The sequence below is a fragment of the Pseudomonas sp. NPDC096917 genome, assembly GCF_044762555.1.
Classification (GTDB): Bacteria; Pseudomonadota; Gammaproteobacteria; order Pseudomonadales; family Pseudomonadaceae; genus Aquipseudomonas.
In genome coordinates this window covers 1-25,005 of sequence record NZ_JBIWEO010000018.1, presented here as the reverse complement: position 1 = coordinate 25,005, position 25,005 = coordinate 1, and the positions used below count along the sequence as shown (strand labels likewise).

The window sequence follows — 25,005 nt, the reverse complement described above, 5'->3', positions numbered from 1 at the left end:
CACCTCCATGCGAGAAGTGTCGTCGGCCACTGAGCACGTTAACGAAGTGGCCCTGCGGGTTGTCAGCGCCTCGAATTCGTCAATGCTCAACTCTGACGAACAAGCCAGCCGCACCAACAGCGTTGCGGCAGCCATCAACGAATTGGGCGCCGCCGCTCAGGAAATCGCCCGTAACGCAGCCCAGGCTTCGCACCAGGCCAGTGATGCCCGCGGGTTGGCAGAAGAAGGCCAGCAGGTGGTGGAGCGCAGCATCAACTCGATGCAACAACTGTCGCACATGCTTGGCACTTCCAGTGGCCATATCGAATCGCTGAATGACAAGACCGTCAATATCGGCCAGATCCTGGACGTGATCACCAGCATCTCGCAGCAAACCAACCTGTTGGCGCTTAACGCAGCGATTGAAGCGGCCCGTGCCGGTGAGGCCGGCCGCGGCTTTGCCGTGGTAGCCGATGAAGTGCGCAATCTGGCGCATCGCACTCAAGAGTCAGCGCAGCAAGTGCAAACCATGATCGAAGAGTTGCAAGTCAGCGCCCGTGCGTCGGTGAGCACCATGGAGCAAAGCCAGCGCCACAGCGAAGACAGCGTTGAAATCGCTAACCGCGCGGGCGAGCGCCTGATCAGTGTAACGGCGCGCATCGGCGAGATTGATGGCATGAATCAGTCTGTCGCCACCGCGACCGAAGAACAGACCTCGGTGGTTGAGTCGATCAATATGGACATCACCGAGATCAATACGCTGAACCAGGAAGGCGTCGAAAACCTGCAAGCCACCTTGCGTGCCTGCAATGATCTGGAGCAGCAAGCAGCTCGCCTCAAGCAACTGGTGGGCAGTTTCCGTATTTGATATTGAGCAGCGCAGGGTCTGTGGCCGCCAATGGTGGCCACAGATTGCAATACGTGGAGGCGTCAACTACAGATCGGAGTCGGCTTCTGCGTCTTGCTGTAATTGCTCCCACAGCCTGGCGGCGTCAGGAAAATCGGTTCCATCCTCGGGGCTGAGGGCGTCCGGGTCGTAACGACTCAAACAGCCCTCGCCCAGGGTCGCAGGGGCGCTGGACGTGGCCTTGTCGAGTGGATCAGTCATTGCACCCCCTGCGTAAAGGCCATCACACAGCCTAATCAGATCAAAAAACCACCGTTTTGTTGCCGTGGACCAGCACGCGGTCTTCGAGGTGATAGCGCAAGCCACGGGCCAGCACCATCTTCTCGACATCACGACCGAAACGCACCATGTCTTCAATGCTGTCACTGTGGCTCACACGTACCACGTCCTGCTCGATGATCGGACCCGCATCCAGCTCTTCAGTGACGTAATGGCAGGTTGCACCAATCAGTTTCACACCGCGCATCGACGCCTGGTGGTAAGGCTTGGCACCGACAAATGACGGCAAGAAGCTGTGGTGAATATTGATCACCTTGCCGGCGTATTCACTGCATAGATCAGGCGGCAGGATTTGCATGTAGCGCGCCAACACCACGACTTCAGCGTCATGATGCTTGACCAGACGCGAGACTTCAGCGAAGGCCGGCTCTTTGTCTTTCGGGTCAACCGGCACGTGGTAAAACGGAATGCCGTGCCACTCGACCATGCTGCGCAAGTCGTTGTGGTTAGAAATCACGCAAGAAATATCACAATCGAGCTCATCGCTGTGCCAGCGGTGCAGCAAGTCTGCCAGGCAGTGAGACTCGCGGCTGGCCATCAAGACTACACGCTTCTTTTGCGCGGTATCCGTGATATGCCAGACCATCGAAAACTCTTCGGCAATCGGGGCAAAAGCCTCACGAAAAGCCTCTAGCCCAAATGGCAGGGAATCGGCACGAATTTCGTGACGCATAAAGAACCAACCGCTTTGATCGTCCGAGTGGTGACTCGCTTCAGTGATCCAGCCATTGTGGGAGGCCAGGAAATTACTGACCTTGGCGACAATGCCGACGCCGTCGGGGCAGGCAATCACCAACCGAAAAGTGCGCATGAGGGAAAAACTCCAAAACTTTACTAAGGCCGCCATTCTAGCGAGTGCGCAGCAAAACTACAGTAGTGCGTGAGGCTTATTGCCTGAGGCAACGGGTCGCGCTGGCAGAGCGTCGACGCCAATAGCGCCGCGGCCTGCATTGAATTTACGTCGCATTGATATTATTTATTAATGACATTGATAAACCCAAGGTATCAGCCCTGTTTAAAAGCTGACTTATTGCAAACGACCGAAAGTTAATGAATAAAAATTTAAATTAATCCGGGATTTGATATTTACTTGCTGTAACTGTCTGACTATTATTACGCCACTGTATCCCTGCAACCTCTTCAGCATAAGGTTATCCTCATGTCCTTGATCAACGAATATCGCGCAACAGAAGAAGCCATCAAAGAACTGCAAGCCCGCCTGAAGAACCTGTCGGAAGACGACAAACTTCAAACCGAGCTGGAATTTGAAGGCAAACTGCGTACGCTGATGGGCGAATACCAAAAGTCGCTGCGCGACATCATCGCCCTGCTGGATCCAGAAGCCAAGGCAAGCAAAGCACCACGCGGTGTTGTTAAAACCACCGGCACCAAACGTGCCCGCAAGGTTAAACAATACAAAAACCCACACAACGGCGAAGTGATTGAAACCAAAGGTGGCAACCACAAAACTCTGAAAGAGTGGAAAGCCAAGTGGGGCAGCGATGTGGTTGAAGGCTGGGCAACTCTGCTCGGCTAAGTGATACCGGACTCGCAGAGTATTCTGCGTCTCTATTAAAAAACGCCAGCTTGCTGGCGTTTTTTTATTGCCTGGATTTTAATCCTGATCGCGTGCCTGCGCCCCCAGGCCAACACGCTGACTCACCCCTTGCGCATAACGCTGCCATTCGCCTAAAAGCTTCAGCTCGGCTGGCGTGGCGCTGCGTGCCAGGGCATCAGCCGCCTCGGTGAATTGGCGCAGGGTCAGCGGCGCCCCCAACGCAGGTTCCGTCAATCGCTGCTGGCAGAACAATTGCCAGCGTGCCTGCTCTTCTGCGCTCAAGGTATAGGCAAAGTTTCGCGCGCGGTAACGAAACAATAATTCAGGCAAGCGCTCATCATCAAAAGGCCATGCATCTTTGGCCAGTTGTTCCGGATCACTCATACGGACTTGTTCGCACAACCGGCGATCACGCTCACCCAAAAAACCGTCATACAACTGCTGCTCAGGATCATCACTGGGCGTGAAGTCTTCACGGGCATAAATATCAGATAACTTTTGCTTCCAAAGTTCCTGCGCATCAATCAGCACGCGGGCTCGCGCCTGATATTCAGTCATGTCCAACTGCAAACGCTCTTGGTCCTGCGCACGCACTACATTTAAAGGCGCGACCACCGGACAACGATTAACGTGAATCAGCTTTAGCCCAATTGGCAGTTGGCCTTCGGGCAAATCTTCACGCCGCGTATAAAGCAACGTACGCAAAGAGTCGGCATCCATGTCCAACAAGGGCTGTGGATCAAAGTGCAGGTCGCACACAATAAGTGCGTTACGGTTTTTAGGATGCCAGCCCAGCGGCAACACCACCCCCGCATAATGTCGCGCCGCCGAAAACCGTCCAGAGATGTGCAGCATCGGCTGCAATAAACGAACTTGATCCAACACTCGCTGCTTAGTCCGTAACTGGAATAACCAGTCATACAGCTTCGGCTGCTTTTCACGAATCAAACGCGCCAGAGCAATGGTTGCACGCACATCGGACAAGGCATCGTGCGCCTGGCCATGGTCAATCCCGTTGGCCGCCGTCAAACGCTCGAGCTTGAGCGTCACCCGCCCCTCCTCCTCTGGCCAGACAATGCCTTCAGGACGCAGGGCATACGCTGTGCGCACAACGTCGATCAAGTCCCAGCGACTGTTGCCGCCTTGCCATTCGCGCGCGTAAGGATCAAAGAAGTTTCGGTACAGACTGTAGCGCGTGACCTCATCATCGAAGCGCAACGTGTTGTAGCCCGCTGCGCACGTACCAGGCAGAGCCAACTGCGCATGGGTGCGGGTCATAAACTCGGCCTCTCCCAATCCTTTGTCTTCGAGTCGACTCGGCGTAATCCCGGTGATCAGGCACGCCATGGGATGAGGAAGAATATCGTCACTAGGCTGGCAGTAAAGATTGAGCGGCTGATCTATCTCATTAAGCTCGAGATCGGTGCGGATACCCGCAACTTGCACAGCTCGATCGCAGCGCGGGTTAATGCCGGTCGTTTCGTAGTCGTACCAAAAAATAGAGGTCACGGGGTGTTCCTGAGCAGTATTCGCGCTCAGTCTAGGCGCTCAAACCCGGACAATACCAGCCCGAATCCAAGGCCTCACACCCTGCGCGATCGCATCAGGCTGAGGCCTGCAAGGGATGGAAGCTGAAGTATTGCCTCAAATCACTGATCAGCTTGAGGTACTCGCCAGGCGGTTGATACAGGATAAAACCGGAGTCGTAATAAGTGGGCGTCACATCTTCACGACACCACAGGCATCGCGCCGTGAAGTCGATCCACTGCACACGCCCATCAGCACCTGGAAGCTTGAGCCGCAATTCAAAATCGGCATCGACCAACAGAGGCAACTGGCTGATCAGCATCAACCCCCCCTCGGATATGTTGCCCAAATACCCCATGACCTTGTCCGTGAATCGGTTGAATACTTTCAAAAAACACGTCAATTGGTGACGCTGGATGCGGCGCTCGATAACCATGTCGAATTTCACTGTGTAAGGCCGTTTGACACGGCGGTGTTAACACCTCAAATCCCCTGGAGTGAACCAGAGTTCGGGATAACGGTTGGCAGAGTTACACGCAAAATACTGCCAACCGAACACTCAGACTTTTCTTGCTTGATGAAATACCGCTCAAATGCTTGGAAAGCGTAGCAAAAGGGTAGCAAACAGCCAGCATGCATTTAAGTCATGATCAAACGCCAGGCTCTGTACGACGTATTTTCGAATCAAGGTCTCGCAAGGCCAAACGAGCGCCGATACATTCCGTACTGCGCCTAAAGCGTGGCGGGCAGCGCCTGAGCGGTGCCTGGGCCCGGGATGAACTTAAGAATACGCAATGTCTCAATTCGCGCCTTAGCCCTGTAGGCATATTCGCTCTTCGGGAACTCGTTGATGATGTATTGATAGGTCTGCGCAGCATCCAGGTAAAACTTTGTACGCTCCAGACACAACCCTCGCAGCATCGCCGTTTGCGGCCAGATATACGGGCGACTGCGGCTGTCGCGATCAACTTCGGACAACTCCAGCATCACCGCCTCGCAGTTTCCACGATCATACGCCCGATAAGCACTGTTTAAATGGTGGTTCATCGACCAGCGGGTGCAACCGACCACACTGCTGGCTAACACTAAAATAAGCAAAAAGCGCATGGGCATCTCCTGTTCTCAACAGTGTATCGACCCCTTGGCAAAATTCTTCACATCCTGTGCACCACAACTTAAGCCGAAAGTAGTGCAGAGGAACAATGACTACAGGCAAAGACCATAGTAGCCTTTGGCAGCGCTTGAACTCAGGAGTCTTTGCATGTCCGTTCGTCGAACTAAAATCGTTGCCACACTTGGCCCTGCCAGCAATTCACCGGAGATGCTTGAACAGCTGATCCTCGCTGGCCTGGACGTCGCCCGTCTGAACTTTTCCCACGGCACTCCCGATGAGCACAAGGCTCGCGCCAAGCTGGTGCGTGACATCGCAGCCAAGCATGGCCGTTTCGTTGCGTTGCTGGGTGACCTGCAAGGCCCGAAAATTCGTATCGCCAAATTTGCCAACAAACGCATCGAACTTAAAATCGGTGACACTTTTACCTTCTCCACCAGCCACCCGCTGACCGAAGGCACCCAACAGATCGTCGGCATCGACTACCCGGATCTGGTCAAGGATTGTGGCGTCGGCGACGAACTGCTGCTCGATGACGGCCGTGTCGTGATGCGTGTTGATACCGCCACTGGCGACGCCCTGCACTGCACCGTGCTGATCGGCGGCCCGCTGTCGGATCACAAAGGCATCAACCGCCGTGGCGGTGGCCTGACTGCACCGGCCCTGACTGAAAAAGACAAGGCTGACATCAAGCTCGCTGCCGAAATGGAAGTCGACTACCTCGCGGTGTCGTTCCCACGCGACGCTGCCGACATGGAATACGCCCGTCAACTGCGCGACGAAGCCGGCGGTACCGCTTGGCTGGTCGCGAAAATCGAGCGTGCCGAAGCCGTTGCCGACGACGAAACTCTCGACGCACTGATCAAAGCCAGTGACGCGGTCATGGTTGCTCGTGGCGACCTGGGCGTTGAAATCGGCGATGCCGAGCTGGTGGGCATTCAGAAGAAAATCATTCTGCACGCACGTCGCCACAACAAAGCCGTGATCGTAGCGACCCAGATGATGGAGTCGATGATCCAGAACCCGATGCCAACGCGCGCCGAAGTGTCCGACGTTGCCAACGCCGTTCTCGACTACACCGACGCCGTGATGCTTTCGGCTGAAAGTGCTGCCGGTGCCTACCCACTGGAAGCCGTGCAGGCCATGGCGCGTATTTGCGTCGGCGCTGAAAAGCACCCGACCAGCAAAACCTCCAGCCACCGCATCGGTAAAACCTTCGAAAGCTGTGACCAGAGCATCGCGCTGGCGGCCATGTATACCGCCAACCACTTCCCTGGCGTCAAAGCCATCATCGCCCTGACTGAAAGCGGTTACACACCGTTGATCATGTCGCGCATCCGTTCTTCGGTGCCGATCTACGCGTTCTCCCCGCACCGCGAAACCCAGGCCCGTGCGGCCCTGTTCCGTGGCGTCTACACCGTGCCGTTCGACCCGGCTTCACTGCCGCCAGAACAAGTCAGCCAAGCCGCTATCGACGAACTGCTCAAGCGTGGCGTCGTAGAAAAAGGCGACTGGGTCATCCTGACCAAGGGCGACAGCTACCACACAATCGGTGGCACAAACGGCATGAAGATCCTGCATGTCGGCGACAAAATGGTTTAAGCCCCACAAGGCCTACGCCCAAAGCCCTGCCTGAGTCATCAGGCGGGGCTTTTTTGTAACGCCCCGCAGGCGCTGATCGCGAGTAAGCTCGCCCCTACTGGGCCGCAAGTCAGCTGCGCGCCTTGTTGATAAACCCGGACAACGCCGCCACGGCCTCCGGCGAACCAAGACGCTGAATAAACAACCAGCTTTCCTCCTCGATCACTTGGCGCAGTTGCTCACGACCCGGCGCTTTCATAAGCCGCTTGCTGTCCTGAACCGCAGCCGGCGCCAATCCAGCCAGTCGATGAGCCGCCTCACGGGCTTTTTCCAATGCTGCCGCCCCACTGGCCATGGCTTGATTCGCCACCCCCCAGGCCGCCGCCTGCTCGCCACTGAACCCTTCGCCCAGCAACAACAACGCTGCCGCCCTTGCCTGCCCAACCAACTGCGCCAACAACAGGCTCGAACCAAACTCCGGGCTCAGCCCCAGATTGACGAACGGCATACGCAAGCGTGCATCATGGCTCACATAGACCAGATCACAGTGCAGCAGCAAGGTTGTGCCAATCCCCACCGCAGCGCCCGCAACGGCCGCCACCACAGGCTTACGGCATTCCAGCAAGCTGCGCATAAAACAAAATACCGGGCTCTGCATGTCTTGCGGCGGCTGCTCAAGAAAGTCGGCAATGTCGTTGCCACTGGTAAAACATTCGGCGCTGCCGCAAATCAGCACGGCATGCACGCCAACATCGGCATCTGCCTGCTCCAGAGCGCGGGCCAGGGCGCTGTACATTTCGCGGGTCAAAGCGTTTTTCTTGTCAGGACGATTCAGGCGCAGGGTCAGCACCGCGCTCTCTCGTTCAACCACTATGGCTTGGGTCATGCTCACTCCCGTAATGCGGGTTAACTGCGGGTCAAAAAAGCATCCGCCAGCAGTTGATTACGCGAAAGCCCGGCCAGAAACAGCCGCTTGGCAAACGCTTCAACCGTGTCAGGGTGGCCGCAGACTAAGGCGTGGGTTTGTCGTGCCACAAGACGCATCTGGACTAGATAGTCGGCCAATTGGCTGCGCAACAGGTACTCAACCGTAAGGTGCGGATGAGCGCCAGCCAAGGCCTGCAACTCGGCCTTGAGGTAGTGCTCAGCCTCCTCTCGAGCCACGTGCACCAACCGGATCGGGCCTTGATGATCCTCGCGCAATGCATCGCGCAGCACGCCAAACAAGGGGCCCAACCCCGTGCCCGAAGCCAATAGCCAGAGAGGCTGCTCTTGCCAGTGCGGGTCATAACGCAAGGCTCCACCGCGCAGTTCACCCAGGCACACTGCGTCACCCACCTTGAACTGGCGCGCCGCGTCGGAAAACTCGCCGGGGTGCGCGCAATCGAGATGAAACTCCAGAAAACGGTCTTCTTCGGGCAGGCTGGCCAGCGAATAAGGACGCGCAATGCCACTGGCGGTCCACAGCACCACATGCTGTCCGGCCCGATAGCGCAACGGGCGTTGTGCTATCAACCGCAAACGCAGCACCGTGGGGCTGAGCCAGTCGAGAGCGGCCACCTCTGCAGACAGGCCGTCGCGTTGCGGGTCGAAAGCCTCGATCTGCACGTCGCCTACCACCTCGCACTGACACGCCAGGCGCCAGCCTTGCTCGCGCTGGGTCCGGTTCAACGCGTCGGGCTTGAGGTCCAGCGGCTCGCCCTGCACGCAACGCACCAGGCAAGCATGGCAACTGCCGGCCCGGCAACTGTAAGGCACAGATACGCCAGCCTGATTCAAGGCATCCAGCAAATTGCTGCCATCGGCAACTGACCAGCGTTTGTCAGCGACGTGTAACTCGGGCACTTCTGGCCTCCTGCGGGAAATTAGTCTTATAGACGCTACCGCACTGCGGGTGCCTGATGCACCTCTGAACCCACAAAACAAGCAAAGCGATGGTCTTGCAGCCCTTATCGCAGCCTTCGGCGGCGGCGACAAGTTTTGCCTGTTCAGGTGTAACAAAGACAGGGGCGGGTTATACTGCCGCGCCTTTTTTGTACCGGTCATGCGTGCCCGGTACATCTCTCAAGTTGTTTACGACAGACCGATACAACCAGGTCGCAAACACCTTATTGATTGAATGTTCCCGTCTTATAGAGGAGCGCGACCCATGACCGTGATCAAGCAAGACGACCTGATTCAGAGCGTTGCTGACGCCCTGCAATTCATTTCCTACTACCACCCCGTTGACTTCATTCAGGCCATGCACGAAGCCTATCTGCGCGAAGAATCGCCAGCGGCCCGTGACTCGATGGCGCAAATCCTGATCAACTCGCGCATGTGTGCCACTGGCCACCGCCCGATTTGCCAGGATACCGGCATCGTCACCGTCTTCGTGCGCGTGGGCATGGATGTGCGCTGGACCGGCGCCACCATGAGCCTGGACGACATGATCAACGAAGGCGTGCGTCGCGCTTACAACCTGCCGGAAAACGTTCTGCGCGCTTCCATCCTGGCCGACCCGGCCGGTGCTCGCCGCAACACCAAGGACAACACCCCGGCCGTTATCCACTACTCCATCGTTCCGGGCAACACCGTGGAAGTGGACGTGGCAGCCAAGGGCGGCGGTTCCGAGAACAAGTCGAAAATGGCCATGCTCAACCCGTCCGACTCGATCGTTGACTGGGTACTCAAGACCGTTCCAACCATGGGCGCAGGCTGGTGCCCACCGGGCATGCTGGGTATCGGCATTGGCGGCACAGCTGAAAAAGCAGCAGTGATGGCCAAGGAAGTGTTGATGGAGTCCATCGACATTCACGACCTGATCAAGCGCGGCCCGTCCAACCGTATCGAAGAGATGCGTATCGAGCTGTTCGAGAAGGTCAACCAACTGGGCATCGGCGCTCAGGGCCTGGGCGGTCTGACCACCGTGCTCGACGTCAAAATCATGGACTACCCGACCCACGCCGCGTCCTTGCCGGTGTGCATGATCCCGAACTGCGCGGCCACCCGCCACGCACACTTCGTGCTCGACGGCTCCGGTCCTGCGTCTCTCGAAGCACCACCGCTCGACGCTTATCCGCAAATCGTTTGGGAAGCAGGCCCATCAGCCCGCCGTGTCAACCTCGACACCCTGACCCCGGAAGACGTGCAGAGCTGGAAGCCGGGCGAAACCGTTTTGCTGAATGGCAAAATGCTCACCGGTCGCGACGCGGCGCACAAGCGCATGGTCGAAATGCTCAACAAGGGCGAAACCTTGCCTGTCGACCTCAAAGGCCGCTTCATCTACTACGTAGGCCCGGTTGATCCGGTGCGTGACGAAGTCGTTGGCCCTGCAGGTCCGACAACGGCAACCCGCATGGACAAGTTCACCCGTCAGATCCTCGATCAAACCGGCCTGCTGGGCATGATCGGCAAATCCGAGCGCGGCCCGACCGCCATCGAAGCGATCAAGGAACACAAAGCTGTGTACCTGATGGCCGTGGGCGGTGCCGCCTACCTGGTTGCCCAAGCGATTAAAAAGTCGCGCGTGGTGGCCTTTGCCGAACTGGGCATGGAAGCGATCTACGAGTTCGACGTAAAAGACATGCCGGTAACTGTGGCTGTCGACAGCAAAGGCGAGTCGGTGCACATCACCGGCCCGGCGATCTGGCAACAAAAGATCCACGACAGCCTGGCAGTTGAAGTGCAGTAAGCGCTTTTAGCCAGACCAAAAAACGGCCGGGGTAATCACCCGGCCGTTTTTTTATAGGCGCTATTAGCATCGCCGCTCGCGACCTGTAGTCGCTCAGACTGCGATCGAGCGCGAAGCGGGCGCGCTCTTCAGGTCGTTGAAAGGCCCTTCGGACCTTATCGCAGCCTGCGGCAGCGGCTACAAATGCAGAGCCTGCTTCTGCTTAGAACGCGTTGCGGAAAATCTCTTCAATCTGAGCTTGATCCGCCTTGCGTGGATTGGTGAAGCCGCACGCATCTTTCAGTGCATTGGTGGCCAAAACAGGAATGTCATCCAGTTTGGCGCCCAGGTCGCGCAGACCTGCCGGAATGTCTACGTCCTTGGCAAGGGTGCGAATCGCAGCAATGGCGGCTTGCGCGCCCTCTTCCGGGCTCAGACCACGTACATCGGCCCCCAGCGCGCGTGCCACATCGGTCAAACGGGCCGCACTGACACTGGCGTTAAAGGTTTGAACGTGCGGCAGCAACACGGCGTTGCACACCCCGTGCGGCAAGTCGTAGAACCCACCCAATTGGTGCGCCATAGCGTGCACAAAGCCCAGCGACGCGTTGTTGAACGCCATGCCGGCGAGGAACTGCGCGTAAGCCATGTTCTCGCGTGCGGTCAGATTCTTGCCGTCGCTCACCGCCTGACGCAGGTTCTGGCTGATCAACTCCATAGCCTTGATCGCACAGGCATCGGTAATCGGGGTTGAAGCGGTCGACACATAGGCTTCAACCGCATGGGTCAGAGCATCCATGCCCGTTGCGGCGGTCAGACCTTTAGGCATCGCCACCATCAATTCCGGATCGTTGACCGACAGCAGCGGGGTCACGTTACGGTCGACAATGGCCATTTTTACGTGGCGCTCTTCGTCGGTGATGATGCAAAAGCGCGTCATTTCACTGGCCGTACCCGCCGTGGTGTTGATCGAAACCAGCGGCAGTTGCGGCTTGGCCGATTGATCGACACCTTCGTAATCTCGAATATGCCCGCCGTTGGTCGCACACAAGGCAATGCCCTTGGCACAGTCGTGTGGTGAACCACCGCCCAAGGACACCACAAAATCACATTGATGCTGTTTGAGCACCTTCAAACCAGCTTCGACGTTAGCAATGCTCGGGTTCGGCTTGGCACCGTCGAAAATCACCGAGTCGATGTCCTGCAACGCGAGTTTTTCTGCGATCAGCGTCGCAACACCTGCCTTGGCCAGCCCGGCGTCTGTAACGATCAAAGCCTTGCGAAATCCATAATTACGAATCGCGGTCATGGCTTCATTCAAACAGCCGTTACCCATGATATTTACCGCAGGGATAAAAAAAGTACTGGTCATGGCAAGTCCTCTTGGCGGGCGCTACCCGCGATGCTGAATCAATCGGTCAGGGTAGCTTCCTCCAAGTGAATGGCTGATATGTTGATCTGGCTCAACACTTGAGCGTGATAAAGTCCTGCACCGCCACTGTTTCGAGACGATATTAGACATGACCCCCTTCCAGGAATTTGATGCCGAACTAGAAGACTGGAATGCGCTGAACGCCAGCACACCGTGCAGCGGGCTGCTGCTGGGCAACGGTGCGAGCATGGCCGTGTGGCATGACTTCTATTACGACTCGTTGTTTGAAAAAGCCAAAAGCGTCGCCGAAAAGCCCCTTAGCCAGACCGAACTCAGCGTTTTTGACGCTTTGGGCACGCGCAATTTCGAGCATGTGCTCAGCGCCCTGAAAACCGCGAGCAAGGTCAACAAAGCCTTGGCGATCAACTCGGCCTCGCCGCGCAAGCGCTACTATGCGATCAAAGAAGCACTGATCAACAGCACCCAGGACGTGCACATTCCCTGGCGCCTGATGAAAACCGAGACCCTGATGTGCTGGCAGCAAGAGCTGGCACGTTATGCCACAGTTTTCTGCTCCAACTACGACCTGCTTACGCCTTGGGCGGTGATGCAGGCACCAGGCCAGTTCAACGATTTGTTCAGCCCCCCCGGTGCCACCTTTGAACTGGAGGGCGCCTTGAGCAAAAGCAACGTCACGCGGGTGCTGTACCTGCACGGCGCGTTGCACCTGGTGAAGAATCAGGAAGGCAAAGTACGCAAGATAAACGCCAGCGAAGCCACCTTACTGAGCAATTTCGCGATCAACCACTCGATCAGCGCACTGGATGATGTGCCGCTGTTTGTCAGTGAAAGCAGCAGTGATGACAAGCGAAAATCCATTCGCCACTCCGATTACCTGTCCTTTTGCCATGAACAACTGATGAGCCACAAAGACGCACTGTGCATCTTTGGGCATAGCTTGGGCGAGCAAGATCAACACCTGATCAACGCTGTGCAGCAGGCCCCGCTGAAGACGCTGTGCATCTCGATATACCCGCGCAGCGAAGCATTTATCCGCTTTCAAAAAAACCACTACACGGCGCTATTTTCCGGCAAGAAGCTGACATTACGCTTCTATAACTCAAAAACTCACCCTTTGGGTGACACCCGTCATTGCGTGCCGGTAGAAGTTTAACCCCCTGCAGGAGCGAGCTTGTCTCGCGATCTTTTGATCGTTTAAACGCTCGCTCCTAAAAGGTCACGCGTGGCCGCTATTGCGCGGTACCACGCTCAACTCCGGAACCTGCAACCGACGCTGGCTCAAATGCCGGGTGCAACTCACGCGCAAAAACGAAGCAAAGTTGATCACCTCGCCGCGATAATTCATCACTTCCTCATAAAGCTTGGCCACCAATTGGTTGGTGGTCATACCATCCGCTTCAGCGATTTCAGTGAGGATGTCCCAGAACTGGTTTTCCAGCCGCAAGGTAGTGACCACGCCACAAATACGCAATGAACGCGAGCGCGATTCATACAGGATCGGATCGGCTTTTACATAGAGCTCACACATGGCCACGCCCTCGATTTACAAAGTGATCTTTGTACCCAATAACCCCAGGAAGGCTGCCAGCCATGCTGGATGCGCAGGCCAGGCCGGAGCGGTGGCCAAATTGCCCTGTACGTGCGCCTTGCTCACATCAATATCAATGTAAGTACCGCCCGCCAGTCGCACTTCTGGCGCACACGCCGGATAGGCGCTGCATTCACGGCCTTCCAGGGTGCCCGCCGCCGCCAGTAATTGTGCGCCGTGACAGACCGCAGCAATCGGTTTGCCCGCCTTGTCAAAATCACGCACCAGCTCCAGCACCTTTTCGTTCAGGCGCAGGTATTCCGGCGCACGACCGCCGGGCACCACCAGCGCGTCGTAGTCGCTGGCCTTCACCTGGTCGAAATCGAAATTCAGGGCAAACAGATGGCCGGGCTTTTCGCTGTAGGTCTGGTCACCCTCGAAGTCATGAATTGCAGTGCGAACCGTCTGGCCGGCCGTTTTACCAGGGCACACAGCGTGCACCTGATGACCCACCATCAATAGCGCCTGAAACGGCACCATCACTTCGTAGTCTTCAACGTAATCGCCAACCAGAACCAGAATTTTTTTCGCCGCCATGGTGCGTGCTCCTTGAGGGTAAGACCTTGGGCCACTAAGAGTAGCCAAGGTAACCCCTCAGCGCCTGCGCGGGTAATAGCCAAATACTACGTACCCGTCCGGACGCGTATTACACGCTTACTTCAACAAGCCATCGGCCTGGAGCAGGGTTTCCAGGCAGTGTTCCTGAATGTTGTAGAACGCCTTGAGCGCCTGGATTTTAACCAGCAACTGCGCCGGATCTTGCGGTTCGGCACGTTTGACCGCGAGGATCATCTTGTTTTTGTTGGTGTGTTCCAGCGAGATGAACTCAAACACTTTGGTTTCATAACCGCAGGCTTCAAGGAACAGTGCACGCAGGCTGTCGGTGACCATTTCGGCCTGCTGCCCCAAGTGCAAACCGTATTGCAGCATCGGCTTGAGCAACGCCGGGCTCTGGATTTGCAGGCGAATCTGCTTATGGCAGCACGGCGAACACATGATGATCGCCGCCCCGGAACGGATGCCCATATGAATCGCATAATCGGTGGCAATGTCACAGGCATGCAGGGCGATCATCACGTCAATCGGGGTCGGTGCAAAAGTGCGCACATCGCCATGCTGAAAGCTCAAGCCAGGGTGCTCCAGACGCTGGGCTGCGGTGTTGCACAGCGTAACCATGTCTTCACGCAGTTCAACCCCGGTCACCACGCCTTCGGCTTGCAAGCTGTGGCGCAGGTAATCGTGGATGGCGAACGTCAGGTAACCCTTGCCAGAACCAAAATCCGCCACCTTGATCGGCTTATCCAGCGTGAGTGGCGAGCTGCTCAAGGCGTGGGAAAACACCTCGATAAATTTGTTGATCTGCTTCCACTTGCGCGACATCGCCGGGATCAACTCTTGTTGCTTGTTGGTCACGCCCAGATCCGCCAAAAACGGTCGTGTCAGATCCAGAAAGCGATTCTTCTCGCGATTGTGCTCAGCCGACGGCACTTCACGCGCTTGCTGGCTTTTGCCCTTGAACAGCGAGCTTTTGCCTTTTTTGCTGTACTCCAGCTGCACTTCGTCAGTCAGGGTCAGCAAATGCGCATTCTTGAATGCTTCAGGCAACAACCCGGCAATCGTCGCCACGGCATCGCCCAACGCAAAGTTCTTGGTGATGTCGCGGGTTTTGTAGCGGTACACAAACGACAGGCAAGGCTGATCCTTGACCGTGACTTGCTTGATGATAATCCGCTGCAGTTCGGCTTCCGGGCCAACGTACTTGGCCAGTACCAGCTTGATAAACGAATTTTGCGCCAGGCCGGTTTCCAGCAGGTTCAAAAATTGCGCACGATGATCCGGCACAAACGCGGCGGTGGTAGCAGTCACTGACATTGAAAAAGGTGCCTCGGGGGTGCAGGAGGGAAAATCAGAAAAGGAATGGCGTCCATTTTAGGCGTGTTGGCGCCTGAGGGCACGGGGTAATTTTTGGTGCAGGAGAGTAAAAGAAGAAAATCTGCGCGCCATGACTGCTCTACGATAAGCAGTCATGCAAAAAAGTAATAAACACTTCATGAACACACAATGGAAATGCCGGCCGGCACAGCATTCCATTTAAACGAGCACTACGAAAGGCAGAGGGTAAACATTTGATCATCTACTTTAATTATCGACACCCAATCAACGAGCCTGACGAACTACATATAACCGTCGCTAGTACCTGTACAGCAGCCATATTGATCTCCCGCGTCATGTGTCTCACCGCCAACAATAATACTGATACCTACATTCGCCACATCATGTGGGGGCGCAGTCATAACAGGACCGGTTGGAGCCGGCGCACCACCGAACACGCTTCCACCTCCTCCACCAGCACCAGCACCAGCACCAGCACCAATATCGGAAACAACCAGCGGGAACGGTAGTAGTTCGTCCGTATCTGATATCCAGTGACAGGCGAGCATCATATTGGCATACGCCATCCTGATCGTGTTTCGATCAACAATTTTCATGTCTGGCGCACACATATAATCGAGATAATTATCAGAAGGATTATTTCTGAAGAAATTTTCAGCGGCAGTAATTATTCCATTGAAAGTATTCGTTCTATGTATCGATAGCAAACCCGCTCCCACACTTACAATGGCAGCTCCTCCAATGAGCCAAAAACCTGACCCAGCCAAAAAAGCCACAGTCCCAATTACACCTGCAACATTACCAATCAAACTATACACATCTCCATCATCTATTTTACGACCATCCCTTACATCCACCCCTAGCTTCAGAAATGTGATTGTACCCGCAACAATATTAGCGGGCATACTGATAATTGGCACGTAGGGGCCGGCCAGCTTCGTCACAGACGTTACAGTTGCTATAACCGCCCCTGTTTGCGCTGTTTGGCTAACCAACACCACCCCTTAATTGTTCGTTACGAACTGATCTGAAATTGCAGTTTCACCAGAAGCAACTGTAACACCATCATTAATCACACCTATAATGACTTCAGCCTTTCCTGCCATTCTCTACTCCTTGATTATTGTTTTAAAAGCAAGTGTCATCCTGAGCTGATCACACTTAACCGAAGGCGAACGGGCGGCATGGGGAATTCTTCCATCACATACCACCACCCTCCTTGACTTCGGCAGTACGGCCTTAATGATATTTTCTTTAGCATCATCATAAAACACCAACTCACCGCCCCAAGAAGTCGGCCAATACTCATTGCAAAACACGATCATGGTCAATCCAGGGTTAACTTTATTATCTCTATGAATGATCGTATCTTGACCAAAAGTTTGACCGTTCGCACACACACCCAACAGGATTGTTTTAAATGTATGCAAGCTCAGAAATCGCTCCCAACCCCCGTTTAAAAAACACCATGGCTGATTGCTTTTCAATTCTTCAAGACTAGATTGCCCCTGGGGACGAGCTTTGCCCGCAATAAACACATGCCAGCACGGCCTTATAAACGGTAGCGCTTCATAGTTAGGCCAGTTGTATCTCCACACTGCCCCCATAAGCACGGCATTGATTTCTAACTCTTCAGCTTCCGTCAAAAAAATCATCAATCACATAAATACACCCATCAACGGCTTCTATTCCCATCAACCATCCTTCCTATAGAAAAATCCATTCCACACTTCACGCACCAAAAAATACAGGCAATACATAACGGACAGACCAAACCCAACAAACGCAAAATAATACCCACCATTAACATACCGACGCCCCCACACAATCTGCTGCTGGCCGACAATCAAATTAAACTCTTCATCATAAACAGCCCAGACAAAGGGGTTATTGCTATCAGCGTCTAAGGCCACCCATAAACTTTCACCCTTGCGCACCTTTAAAGGCTCGACATCCCTACTCAGCACTTCCATCCTGCGCTTGTAACCTCCTTCATCCGAGCTCACGTTAAAATACAAATCAACCTTCCCCCTGGACATAACTAGAGGCTGGGCAACCTGCGCACTTCGCAACACTAATCGCTTGGGCACCGGTGGAATATCCACTATGCCACTCCATGAAAAAATAACGACCCCCCATTAACACCAAACCAAACAAAAAGAAGATAACCAATTCAGCCGGTTTCGAAACATACCCAGCAGGCGGCATATAGAATGAAAACTTTTTCACTGCAATCTCTCACCACAATGACTTTAAACTAACGCACCACAGCAGCAACCCTACATTTATAGGGGGTCATGCATATTTAAAATCCCAGCCGATAGAAAGCCACTGACCACCATCAGACGCTTACGGTTCTCCACACCATACTTGAGCAGCAGAGATGAGACATGATCTCTTACCGTAAAATCACTAATACACAACCTCAGTGCAATTTCCTTATTGGTATAACCTTGCACCAGCAAGCCCATAACTTCTTTCTCCCTACACGTGAGCTCCACATCCATTTCTCAACTCCAACCCACACATATAAACCCCCATCCCAAACCCGTGACGCCCCTACCAACAGGCACTCAGCGAATTACAAACCAACAAACACAAGCTATCCATCATTTCGAAAAATGACAATTAAAAAAACCAAATAAAAATAAAATCCAGAAACAAGAATTAAGACACTAAAAACCCAAAGAAAAAACTTACAATAAAAAAGTATCACACTACGAAAACTTAACATTAAAGTCTGAAACTTCTTGGGAAACTTCAGACTTGCGACAAGTCGCTTTCAACGCACTACAACACCACCAACCGATTCGGCAATTGATTACGCGTTTGGGTTTTCGGTACATGTTTTTCCAGCAGTTCGGCGCTGGCGTCGATGCAGGCGATAAAGCCTTCAGCTGTATGCCCCAGCGCTACACGGCGGACGAAATCGCTGACGATGGTGCCCCAAGCACTGTTGTCCAGACGTTGAGAAATACCTTCATCTACCAGGATTTCGACGTAACGCTCGGCTTCGCTGACAAAAATCAGTACACCGGTGCGGCCTGCGGTGTGGTGCAGTTTTTGTTCGAGAAATTGGCGCCGCGCCAAGTTGCTGGCACGCCAATGACGAACACGAGCCGGGATCAGGAAGGTCGTAATTGAACGGATACGGAATATCAGACTGAGGAAGACAAAGGTGGCCCATTGCAGCATGAGCAGTGTATAGATCGTCATGTCGCTGTTTAAAAAGTGCACCAGCGCTGGAACCACTAGGGCGATCAGGCTGGCCCAGAGTAAGGGGATATAGCTGTAATCATCAGCGCGCGGTGCCAGCACGGTGACGATTTCAGCATCGGTGCGCTGTTCGGCGCGGGTCACGGCCTCTTCGACCTGCCGTTGTTGCTGTTGCGTGAGTAAAGCCATAAGTGTCGATGCTCATTTGAAAAGTTGAATTACCAGCCGCCTGAAGCGCCGCCGCCACCAAAGCTGCCGCCGCCTGCGCGAAAACCACCGCCACCGCCTCCACCGCCGAAACCACCGCCACCAAAACCGCCGGAGCGCGATCCACCGCCACCGCCGGCGTTGCAAATGCCAAGGAACTGGCAAGCCGCCACGACCACGATGAACAACAGAAACAGCAGTAGCACCACGCCGGGATGCTCAGCCATAAAGTCATTTTCGCCGCCCTGCCCGCCGGCATAGGCAGGTTCGGCCAACGGTGCGCCACCCAGCACCTGGAGCATGGCCGTAACGCCGTCGCGGATGCCCTGACTGAAGTTGCCAGCTTTAAATGCCGGGGTAATCACCTGATTGATAATCACCGATGACTGCGCGTCGGTCAGGCGGTCTTCCAGCCCGTAGCCGACTTCGATCCGCAGTTTACGGTCATCACGGGCGACGATCAGTAAAGCGCCGTTGTTTTCATCCTTTTTGCCGATGCCCCAAGCGCGACCCAATTGGTAACCGAAGTCTTCAATGGGTTCACCTTGCAGGTTCGGCACCGTGACCACGACCACCTGCTCGCCGGTGGCTTTTTCATGGGCTTGGAGTTGTTGGGTCAATTGTTGGCGCGTGGCAGGGTCGAGCATCTGCCCATCGTCCACCACCCGCCCGCTCAGTGTCGGAAACGTCAGCGCCTGCGCAGTGGCTATAAATAGCCACAGCAACAGGCCCAACCCCAGCCTTGATACGCGCATCAGCACCTCATCGTTAAAAGCGTAAGCGTTTGTAGCCGCTGCCGAAGGCGGCGATAAGGGCCAAAGGACCTTCAGGGCGGCTACAGCTACGCACACGTCGTTAGAACTTCACCTCGGGGGCTTTGTCGGCATCCGGGGTGGTGGCTTCAAAGGTCGAGCGAATCGGTAAGTCGCTGTACATCACGGCATGCCAGAGGCGGCCGGGGAAGGTGCGAATCTCGGTGTTGTAACGCTCTACCGCGAGGATGAAATCACGGCGCGCCACACTGATGCGGTTTTCAGTGCCTTCAAGTTGCGACTGCAACGACAGGAAGTTTTGGTTGAACTTAAGGTCAGGGTAACGCTCAGACACCACCATCAAGCGACTCAAGGCGCCCGTCAGCTGATTTTGCGCATCCTGATACTGTTTGAGTTTTTCCGGGTTGTTCAAGGTGCTGGCATCGACCTGAATCGAAGTGGCCTTGGCGCGCGCCTCAATCACTGCCGTCAGCGTCGCCTGCTCTTGCTTGGCTGCGCCTTTGACCGTCTCAACCAGGTTGGGGATCAAATCAGCGCGACGTTGATACTGGTTCTGCACCTGCGACCACGCCGCTTTGACCTGTTCGTCCAGCGTCGGAATGGTGTTAATCCCACACCCGGCCAGCACGCTGCTGAGGGCTAATAGTGCGATCACTTTCCAACCGATCCGTCTTGCGCTCTCTATATGCATACGTCAGACACTCCGTTTTAGTCCAATTAGGTTCATAGACCCCACGTTTGGCATAAAAACTCCCACGCCGCTCTCGAATATCTCCCCGCAACACTGGATTGCTCTCGGCGAATCAGCTAAAAGACTGCCTTCACTGTAGGAATACCTTCTCTAACGATAGGGTATTTCTTTAAGTTAAGTAGTCCCTCACCATTCCCAGAACAATATCGCTTCGAAAGCGCGGGCTTCCCTTCGCTTTGACTTGAGCGGGCGCGCAGAAGAACCCCATGAAAAATATGTGTTTGCTGGCCATTGCCATTAGCCTGGCCAGTCCATCGGTCTGGGCCCAAAACCCGCCAGCCCCATTGCCTAAAAAAGAAGTGTTCGTCGCTGACTTGATGAAGCAAATGACTGAAGCTGAAAAAATCGGCCAGTTACGCCTGATCAGCATCGGCCCGGAAATGCCCCGCGAAATGATCCGCAAGGAAATCGCGGCCGGCCATATCGGCGGCACTTTCAACTCGATTTCCCGCGACGAAAACCGTCCGATGCAAGACGCCGCCATGCGAAGTCGTCTAAAAATCCCCATGTTCTTTGCTTATGACGTGATTCACGGCCATCGCACGATTTTCCCGATCAGCCTGGGCCTCGCGGCGAGCTGGGACATGGACGCCATTGGGTTGAGCGGCCGAGTGGCCGCCAAAGAAGCCAGCGATGACAGTATCGACCTGACCTTCGCGCCCATGGTCGACATCGCCCGCGACCCGCGCTGGGGTCGGACATCGGAAGGTTTCGGCGAAGACACCTATCTGGTGTCACGCATCGCTAAAGTCATGGTTCACGCCTATCAAGGGGCTTCGCCTGCCCTACCCGGCAACATCATGGCCAGCGTTAAACACTTCGCCTTGTACGGCGCGGTAGAAGGCGGACGGGACTACAACACCGTCGACATGAGCCTTACCCGCATGTTCCAGGATTACCTGCCGCCCTACCACGCCGCCATTGAGGCCGGGGCTGGTGGCGTCATGGTGGCACTGAACTCGATCAATGGCGTGCCCGCCACCTCGAACACGTGGCTGATGCAAGACTTGCTGCGCAAGGACTGGGGCTTTAAAGGCGTCGCCGTCAGTGACCACGGCGCCATTATCGAGCTGATCAAGCACGGTGTCGCCAAAGACAGCCGCGAAGCCGCCAAACTGGCGATCAAGGCCGGTATCGATATGAGCATGAACGACAAAGCCTACGGCGAAGAATTGCCTGGCTTGTTGAAATCCGGCGAAGTGCCACAAAGCGACCTGGACAACGCTGTGCGTGAAGTGCTCGGCGCCAAGTACGACATGGGCCTGTTTGCCGACCCTTATTTGCGTATTGGCAAGGCGCAAGATGACCCGGTCGATGTCAAAGCTGAAAGTCGCCTGCACCGCGCCGAAGCGCGCGAGGTCGCGCGCAAGAGTCTGGTGCTGTTGAAAAACCAGTCCGAGACCCTGCCGCTGAAAAAACAGGCGCGTATTGCATTGGTTGGACCGCTGGCCAAAGCACCGATCGACATGATGGGGAGCTGGGCCGCTGCGGGTGTGCCCGCACAATCGGTGACCGTGTATGACGGCATGCGTACCGCACTGGGTCAGCAAGGCACGCTGATTTACGCCCGCGGTGCCAACATTACCGACGACCCAAAAATCGTTGATTACCTGAACTTCCTCAATTTTGACGCACCTGAAGTCACCAACGATCCGCGTCCGGCACAGGTCATGATTGACGAAGCAGTCAAGGCCGCGCAGCAAGCAGATGTGGTAGTTGCCGTGGTGGGTGAATCGCGCGGCATGTCGCACGAGTCATCAAGCCGTACCGATCTGGATATTCCTGCCAGCCAGCGCGCACTGATTACCGCGCTCAAAGCTACCGGCAAGCCCTTGGTGCTGGTGCTGATGAACGGCCGCCCGCTGACTATTGACCTGCAACAACAGCAAGCGGATGCGGTGCTGGAAACCTGGTTCAGCGGCACTGAAGGCGGTCATGCGATTGCTGACGTGCTGTTCGGTGACTACAACCCGTCCGGCAAGCTACCCATTACCTTCCCACGCTCTGTAGGTCAGATTCCGACCTACTACAGCCACTTGAGCATTGGTCGCCCCTTCACACCGGGCAAGCCGGGCAACTACACCTCGCAGTACTTCGATGCACCGAACACGCCGTTGTACCCGTTTGGCTACGGCCTGAGCTACACCGACTTCAGCGTGTCGCCTGTCAGCCTGTCGGCCAAGACCTTGAAGCCCGGTGCCAAGCTAACGGCCAGCGTCACGGTCAAAAACACCGGAAAGCGTGACGGCGAAACGGTGGTGCAGTTGTACCTGCGCGATGTCACAGCCTCTATGAGCCGCCCGGTCAAGGCGTTGAAAAACTTCCAGAAGATCATGCTTAAGGCTGGCGAAGAGAAAGTCGTGCAGTTCAGCATCGACGAGGACGACTTGAAGTTCTACAACACCCAGTTGAAGTACGCCGCAGAGCCGGGTGAATTCGACGTGCAAATCGGCCTCGACTCACAGAACGTCCAGCAAAACAGCTTCGAGCTGCTGTAACTTCGCTCAATTGCCGCAAAGGTCTGCAACGACCTTTGCGGCCTTCTTCGCAGCAATTTCCGCTTGACCTTTCCTATCTTTGCACCCGCCTGAAAATGCGTTCGGACAGCGCTGTTTTTTGTGGTAGGGTTCGCGCCCTCAAAATTCAGCACGAACGATTTGATCCTGCAAAATTCAGTGACAAACGGTGGAGTCCAGCCCCCATGCGGCCTACACCGTTTTTTAGAGTTTCATACACAATTTACGCACAGAGTTATCCACAGGTAGAACATTGCACCCTGCCGTCAAAACGCATATCTTGTATCAAATCCGCCAAAAAACCCCACATATAGGGTTTAAGGCAAAAAACCCAACACAACACAGACGAGAATTTCAAGCCCTTTTCTCGCGTCAGTCGGGTTGAATTAAACGATCATTTTCACGTCCATACCGCTCAAGCGGACGACATCCGTTTTCCAGCGTTAACGCCAGAAAACGGCCCGGGTGTTGCAGTAAAAATACTGTCACCCGCAAGGAATACGGTTTGAGGTTGCAAGCGCAGACCAAAACTTCGGCAAGGAAGCGGCTTACCCCCCCTTTCGGTACGTCCCGAAGTTGTTATGCCCGGTTCATGATCGGTTGTAGAGCTTCAGGACGGAACGGTGGGCGCCCAAAAGGCGCCCAAATAAACATAGAGAATGTGGAGACACCCCCCCATGCAAACCGACACAACTCGCGAGAACTCGCAGGGTTCCGATACAAATCTGGATCTGTCTGCGACCGCGCCCGGCCAGATGCGCGTGATCAAACGTAACGGGACTGTCGTTCCTTACACCGATGACAAGATCACCGTCGCCATCACCAAAGCGTTTCTCGCAGTTGAAGGCGGCAATGCCGCTGCCTCGTCACGCATCCATGACACCGTTGCGCGCCTGACTGAGCAAGTCACCGCGACCTTCAAGCGTCGCATGCCATCGGGCGGCACTATCCACATCGAAGAAATCCAGGACCAGGTTGAACTGGCCCTGATGCGTGCCGGCGAGCAGAAAGTAGCCCGCGACTACGTGATCTACCGTGACTCGCGCGCCAAAGAGCGCGCCATTCGCGCGCCAGCCGAAGGCGCTGTGGTGGCTCACCCATCGATCCGCATCACCCGCGCCGACGGGTCGTTCGCCCCACTCGACATGGGCCGCCTGAACACCATCGTCACCGAAGCCTGTGAAGGCCTGGAAGAAGTCGACGGCGACCTGATCCAGCGCGAAACCCTGAAAAACCTCTACGACGGCGTTGCACTGAGCGACGTCAACACCGCCTTGGTGATGACCGCCCGTACGCTGGTAGAGCGTGAGCCCAACTACTCGTTCGTGACTGCTCGCTTGCTGATGGACACCCTGCGTGCCGAAGGCCTGAGCTTCCTGAACGTGGCAGAAAGCGCCACTCACCACGAAATGGCCGACCTGTACGCCAAGGCCCTGCCTGCGTACATCGCCAAGGGTATTGAATTCGACCTGCTGAATCCGGTGCTGGCCACCTTCGACCTGGAAAAACTGGGCAAGGCGATTAACCACGAGCGCGATCAGCCGTTCACTTACCTGGGCCTGCAAACCCTGTACGACCGTTACTTCATCCACAAGGATGGCGTGCGTTTCGAACTGCCGCAGATCTTCTTCATGCGCGTGGCCATGGGCCTGGCGATCGAAGAGAAGCATAAAGAAGACCGCGCCATCGAGTTCTACAACCTGTTGTCGTCGTTCGACTACATGTCGTCGACCCCGACCCTGTTCAACGCCGGTACTCAGCGTCCACAGCTGTCCAGCTGCTACCTGACCACCGTGCCGGACGACCTGTCGGGCATCTACCACGCGATCCACGACAACGCTATGTTGTCCAAATTCGCGGGCGGCCTGGGCAACGACTGGACCCCGGTTCGTGCATTGGGTTCGTGGATCAAAGGCACCAACGGCAAATCCCAGGGTGTGGTTCCGTTCCTCAAAGTTGTGAACGACACCGCCGTGGCCGTTAACCAGGGTGGCAAGCGCAAAGGCGCTGTGTGTGCCTACCTGGAAACCTGGCACATGGACATCGAAGAGTTCATCGAACTGCGCAAGAACAC

Annotated in this window: 25 protein-coding genes; 7 read left to right on the top strand and 18 right to left on the bottom strand. The window is 55.4% G+C overall.

Going from position 1 to position 25,005, the window contains the following annotated elements:
• Positions 1-7 precede the first annotated feature (7 nt).
• Positions 8-847: a methyl-accepting chemotaxis protein gene (locus ACIQYF_RS19255; protein WP_402865116.1), complete on the top strand. Its 840-nt coding sequence runs from the start codon at positions 8-10 to the stop codon at positions 845-847.
• A gap of 66 nt (positions 848-913) precedes the next feature.
• Here ACIQYF_RS19255 and ACIQYF_RS19250 read toward each other — a convergent pair whose 3' ends face one another.
• Both ACIQYF_RS19250 and purU read right to left on the bottom strand, forming a co-directional pair.
• The gene (locus tag ACIQYF_RS19250; protein ID WP_402865007.1) at positions 914-1,087 is read right to left on the bottom strand and encodes a hypothetical protein; all 174 of its coding nucleotides are present in this window, start codon (positions 1,085-1,087) and stop codon (positions 914-916) included.
• A gap of 40 nt (positions 1,088-1,127) precedes the next feature.
• Complete coding sequence (gene purU / locus ACIQYF_RS19245; protein ID WP_402865005.1) at positions 1,128-1,976, bottom strand: formyltetrahydrofolate deformylase; 849 nt, start codon at positions 1,974-1,976, stop codon at positions 1,128-1,130.
• Between the two features lie 348 nt (positions 1,977-2,324).
• Here purU and mvaT point away from each other — a divergent pair, with 348 nt between their 5' ends.
• Complete coding sequence (mvaT, locus tag ACIQYF_RS19240) at positions 2,325-2,702, top strand: histone-like nucleoid-structuring protein MvaT (protein ID WP_048370601.1); 378 nt, start codon at positions 2,325-2,327, stop codon at positions 2,700-2,702.
• A gap of 78 nt (positions 2,703-2,780) precedes the next feature.
• Here the strand turns inward: mvaT and sbcB are convergent, their stop codons facing one another.
• From sbcB to ACIQYF_RS19225, 3 genes are all read right to left on the bottom strand, one after another.
• Positions 2,781-4,232 (bottom strand): exodeoxyribonuclease I, encoded by a 1,452-nt coding sequence (gene sbcB, locus ACIQYF_RS19235; RefSeq protein ID WP_402865002.1) that lies wholly within the window; start codon positions 4,230-4,232, stop codon positions 2,781-2,783.
• A 94-nt stretch (positions 4,233-4,326) separates the two neighbouring features.
• A complete protein-coding gene (locus ACIQYF_RS19230; RefSeq protein WP_402865000.1) occupies positions 4,327-4,686 on the bottom strand; it encodes a PilZ domain-containing protein in 360 nt (119 codons plus the stop codon).
• A gap of 296 nt (positions 4,687-4,982) precedes the next feature.
• Positions 4,983-5,357 (bottom strand): tetratricopeptide repeat protein, encoded by a 375-nt coding sequence (locus ACIQYF_RS19225; protein ID WP_322239766.1) that lies wholly within the window; start codon positions 5,355-5,357, stop codon positions 4,983-4,985.
• 154 nt (positions 5,358-5,511) lie between these two features.
• Here ACIQYF_RS19225 and pyk point away from each other — a divergent pair, with 154 nt between their 5' ends.
• A complete protein-coding gene (gene pyk / locus ACIQYF_RS19220; RefSeq protein ID WP_402864998.1) occupies positions 5,512-6,963 on the top strand; it encodes a pyruvate kinase in 1,452 nt (483 codons plus the stop codon).
• Positions 6,964-7,072: 109 nt separating this feature from the next.
• On the opposite strand, the gene ACIQYF_RS19215 is transcribed toward pyk, so the two are convergent.
• Both ACIQYF_RS19215 and ACIQYF_RS19210 read right to left on the bottom strand, forming a co-directional pair.
• On the bottom strand, positions 7,073-7,828 hold the full coding sequence (locus tag ACIQYF_RS19215; RefSeq protein ID WP_402864996.1) for an enoyl-CoA hydratase-related protein: 756 nt from the start codon (positions 7,826-7,828) through the stop codon (positions 7,073-7,075).
• A gap of 20 nt (positions 7,829-7,848) precedes the next feature.
• Entirely contained in the window at positions 7,849-8,787 is a 939-nt protein-coding gene (locus ACIQYF_RS19210; protein ID WP_402864994.1) for an iron-sulfur-binding ferredoxin reductase, read from the bottom strand.
• Between the two features lie 304 nt (positions 8,788-9,091).
• On the opposite strand from ACIQYF_RS19210, the gene ACIQYF_RS19205 reads away from it, so the two are divergent.
• The gene (locus ACIQYF_RS19205; protein WP_402864992.1) at positions 9,092-10,615 is read left to right on the top strand and encodes a fumarate hydratase; all 1,524 of its coding nucleotides are present in this window, start codon (positions 9,092-9,094) and stop codon (positions 10,613-10,615) included.
• Positions 10,616-10,817: 202 nt separating this feature from the next.
• Here the strand turns inward: ACIQYF_RS19205 and yiaY are convergent, their stop codons facing one another.
• On the bottom strand, positions 10,818-11,966 hold the full coding sequence (yiaY, locus tag ACIQYF_RS19200) for an L-threonine dehydrogenase (RefSeq protein ID WP_402864990.1): 1,149 nt from the start codon (positions 11,964-11,966) through the stop codon (positions 10,818-10,820).
• 148 nt (positions 11,967-12,114) lie between these two features.
• On the opposite strand from yiaY, the gene ACIQYF_RS19195 reads away from it, so the two are divergent.
• Complete coding sequence (locus tag ACIQYF_RS19195; protein WP_402864988.1) at positions 12,115-13,140, top strand: DUF4917 family protein; 1,026 nt, start codon at positions 12,115-12,117, stop codon at positions 13,138-13,140.
• A 63-nt stretch (positions 13,141-13,203) separates the two neighbouring features.
• Here the strand turns inward: ACIQYF_RS19195 and ACIQYF_RS19190 are convergent, their stop codons facing one another.
• The 10 genes from ACIQYF_RS19190 to ACIQYF_RS19145 all read right to left on the bottom strand — a co-directional run bounded on the left by ACIQYF_RS19190 (position 13,204) and on the right by ACIQYF_RS19145 (position 20,355).
• Entirely contained in the window at positions 13,204-13,515 is a 312-nt protein-coding gene (locus ACIQYF_RS19190; protein WP_402864986.1) for a ribbon-helix-helix domain-containing protein, read from the bottom strand.
• A 15-nt stretch (positions 13,516-13,530) separates the two neighbouring features.
• On the bottom strand, positions 13,531-14,112 hold the full coding sequence (locus tag ACIQYF_RS19185; RefSeq protein ID WP_402864984.1) for a DJ-1/PfpI family protein: 582 nt from the start codon (positions 14,110-14,112) through the stop codon (positions 13,531-13,533).
• A gap of 117 nt (positions 14,113-14,229) precedes the next feature.
• Positions 14,230-15,447: a class I SAM-dependent methyltransferase gene (locus tag ACIQYF_RS19180; RefSeq protein ID WP_402864982.1), complete on the bottom strand. Its 1,218-nt coding sequence runs from the start codon at positions 15,445-15,447 to the stop codon at positions 14,230-14,232.
• A gap of 302 nt (positions 15,448-15,749) precedes the next feature.
• Positions 15,750-16,412: a hypothetical protein gene (locus ACIQYF_RS19175; protein WP_402864980.1), complete on the bottom strand. Its 663-nt coding sequence runs from the start codon at positions 16,410-16,412 to the stop codon at positions 15,750-15,752.
• A 165-nt stretch (positions 16,413-16,577) separates the two neighbouring features.
• A complete protein-coding gene (locus tag ACIQYF_RS19170) occupies positions 16,578-17,123 on the bottom strand; it encodes a 2OG-Fe(II) oxygenase (RefSeq protein ID WP_402864978.1) in 546 nt (181 codons plus the stop codon).
• A 39-nt stretch (positions 17,124-17,162) separates the two neighbouring features.
• The gene (locus ACIQYF_RS19165; RefSeq protein WP_402864976.1) at positions 17,163-17,573 is read right to left on the bottom strand and encodes a hypothetical protein; all 411 of its coding nucleotides are present in this window, start codon (positions 17,571-17,573) and stop codon (positions 17,163-17,165) included.
• A 180-nt stretch (positions 17,574-17,753) separates the two neighbouring features.
• Positions 17,754-17,975 carry a LuxR C-terminal-related transcriptional regulator gene (locus ACIQYF_RS19160; RefSeq protein ID WP_402864974.1) on the bottom strand — a complete coding sequence of 74 codons (222 nt, stop codon included), beginning with the start codon at positions 17,973-17,975 and terminating at the stop codon, positions 17,754-17,756.
• Between the two features lie 283 nt (positions 17,976-18,258).
• Positions 18,259-18,873, bottom strand: coding sequence for a TPM domain-containing protein (locus ACIQYF_RS19155; protein WP_402864972.1), 615 nt, complete (start codon positions 18,871-18,873; stop codon positions 18,259-18,261).
• A gap of 29 nt (positions 18,874-18,902) precedes the next feature.
• The gene (locus ACIQYF_RS19150; protein ID WP_402864970.1) at positions 18,903-19,646 is read right to left on the bottom strand and encodes a TPM domain-containing protein; all 744 of its coding nucleotides are present in this window, start codon (positions 19,644-19,646) and stop codon (positions 18,903-18,905) included.
• Positions 19,647-19,746: 100 nt separating this feature from the next.
• Positions 19,747-20,355, bottom strand: coding sequence for a LemA family protein (locus tag ACIQYF_RS19145; RefSeq protein WP_402864968.1), 609 nt, complete (start codon positions 20,353-20,355; stop codon positions 19,747-19,749).
• Between the two features lie 266 nt (positions 20,356-20,621).
• Between ACIQYF_RS19145 and bglX the strand changes: the two genes are divergently transcribed.
• Together bglX and ACIQYF_RS19135 are read left to right on the top strand one after the other, a co-directional pair.
• Positions 20,622-22,913 carry a beta-glucosidase BglX gene (gene bglX, locus ACIQYF_RS19140; protein WP_402864966.1) on the top strand — a complete coding sequence of 764 codons (2,292 nt, stop codon included), beginning with the start codon at positions 20,622-20,624 and terminating at the stop codon, positions 22,911-22,913.
• Positions 22,914-23,608: 695 nt separating this feature from the next.
• The coding region (locus ACIQYF_RS19135; protein ID WP_402864964.1) for an ATP cone domain-containing protein at positions 23,609-25,005 on the top strand (1,397 nt) is incomplete at its 3' end.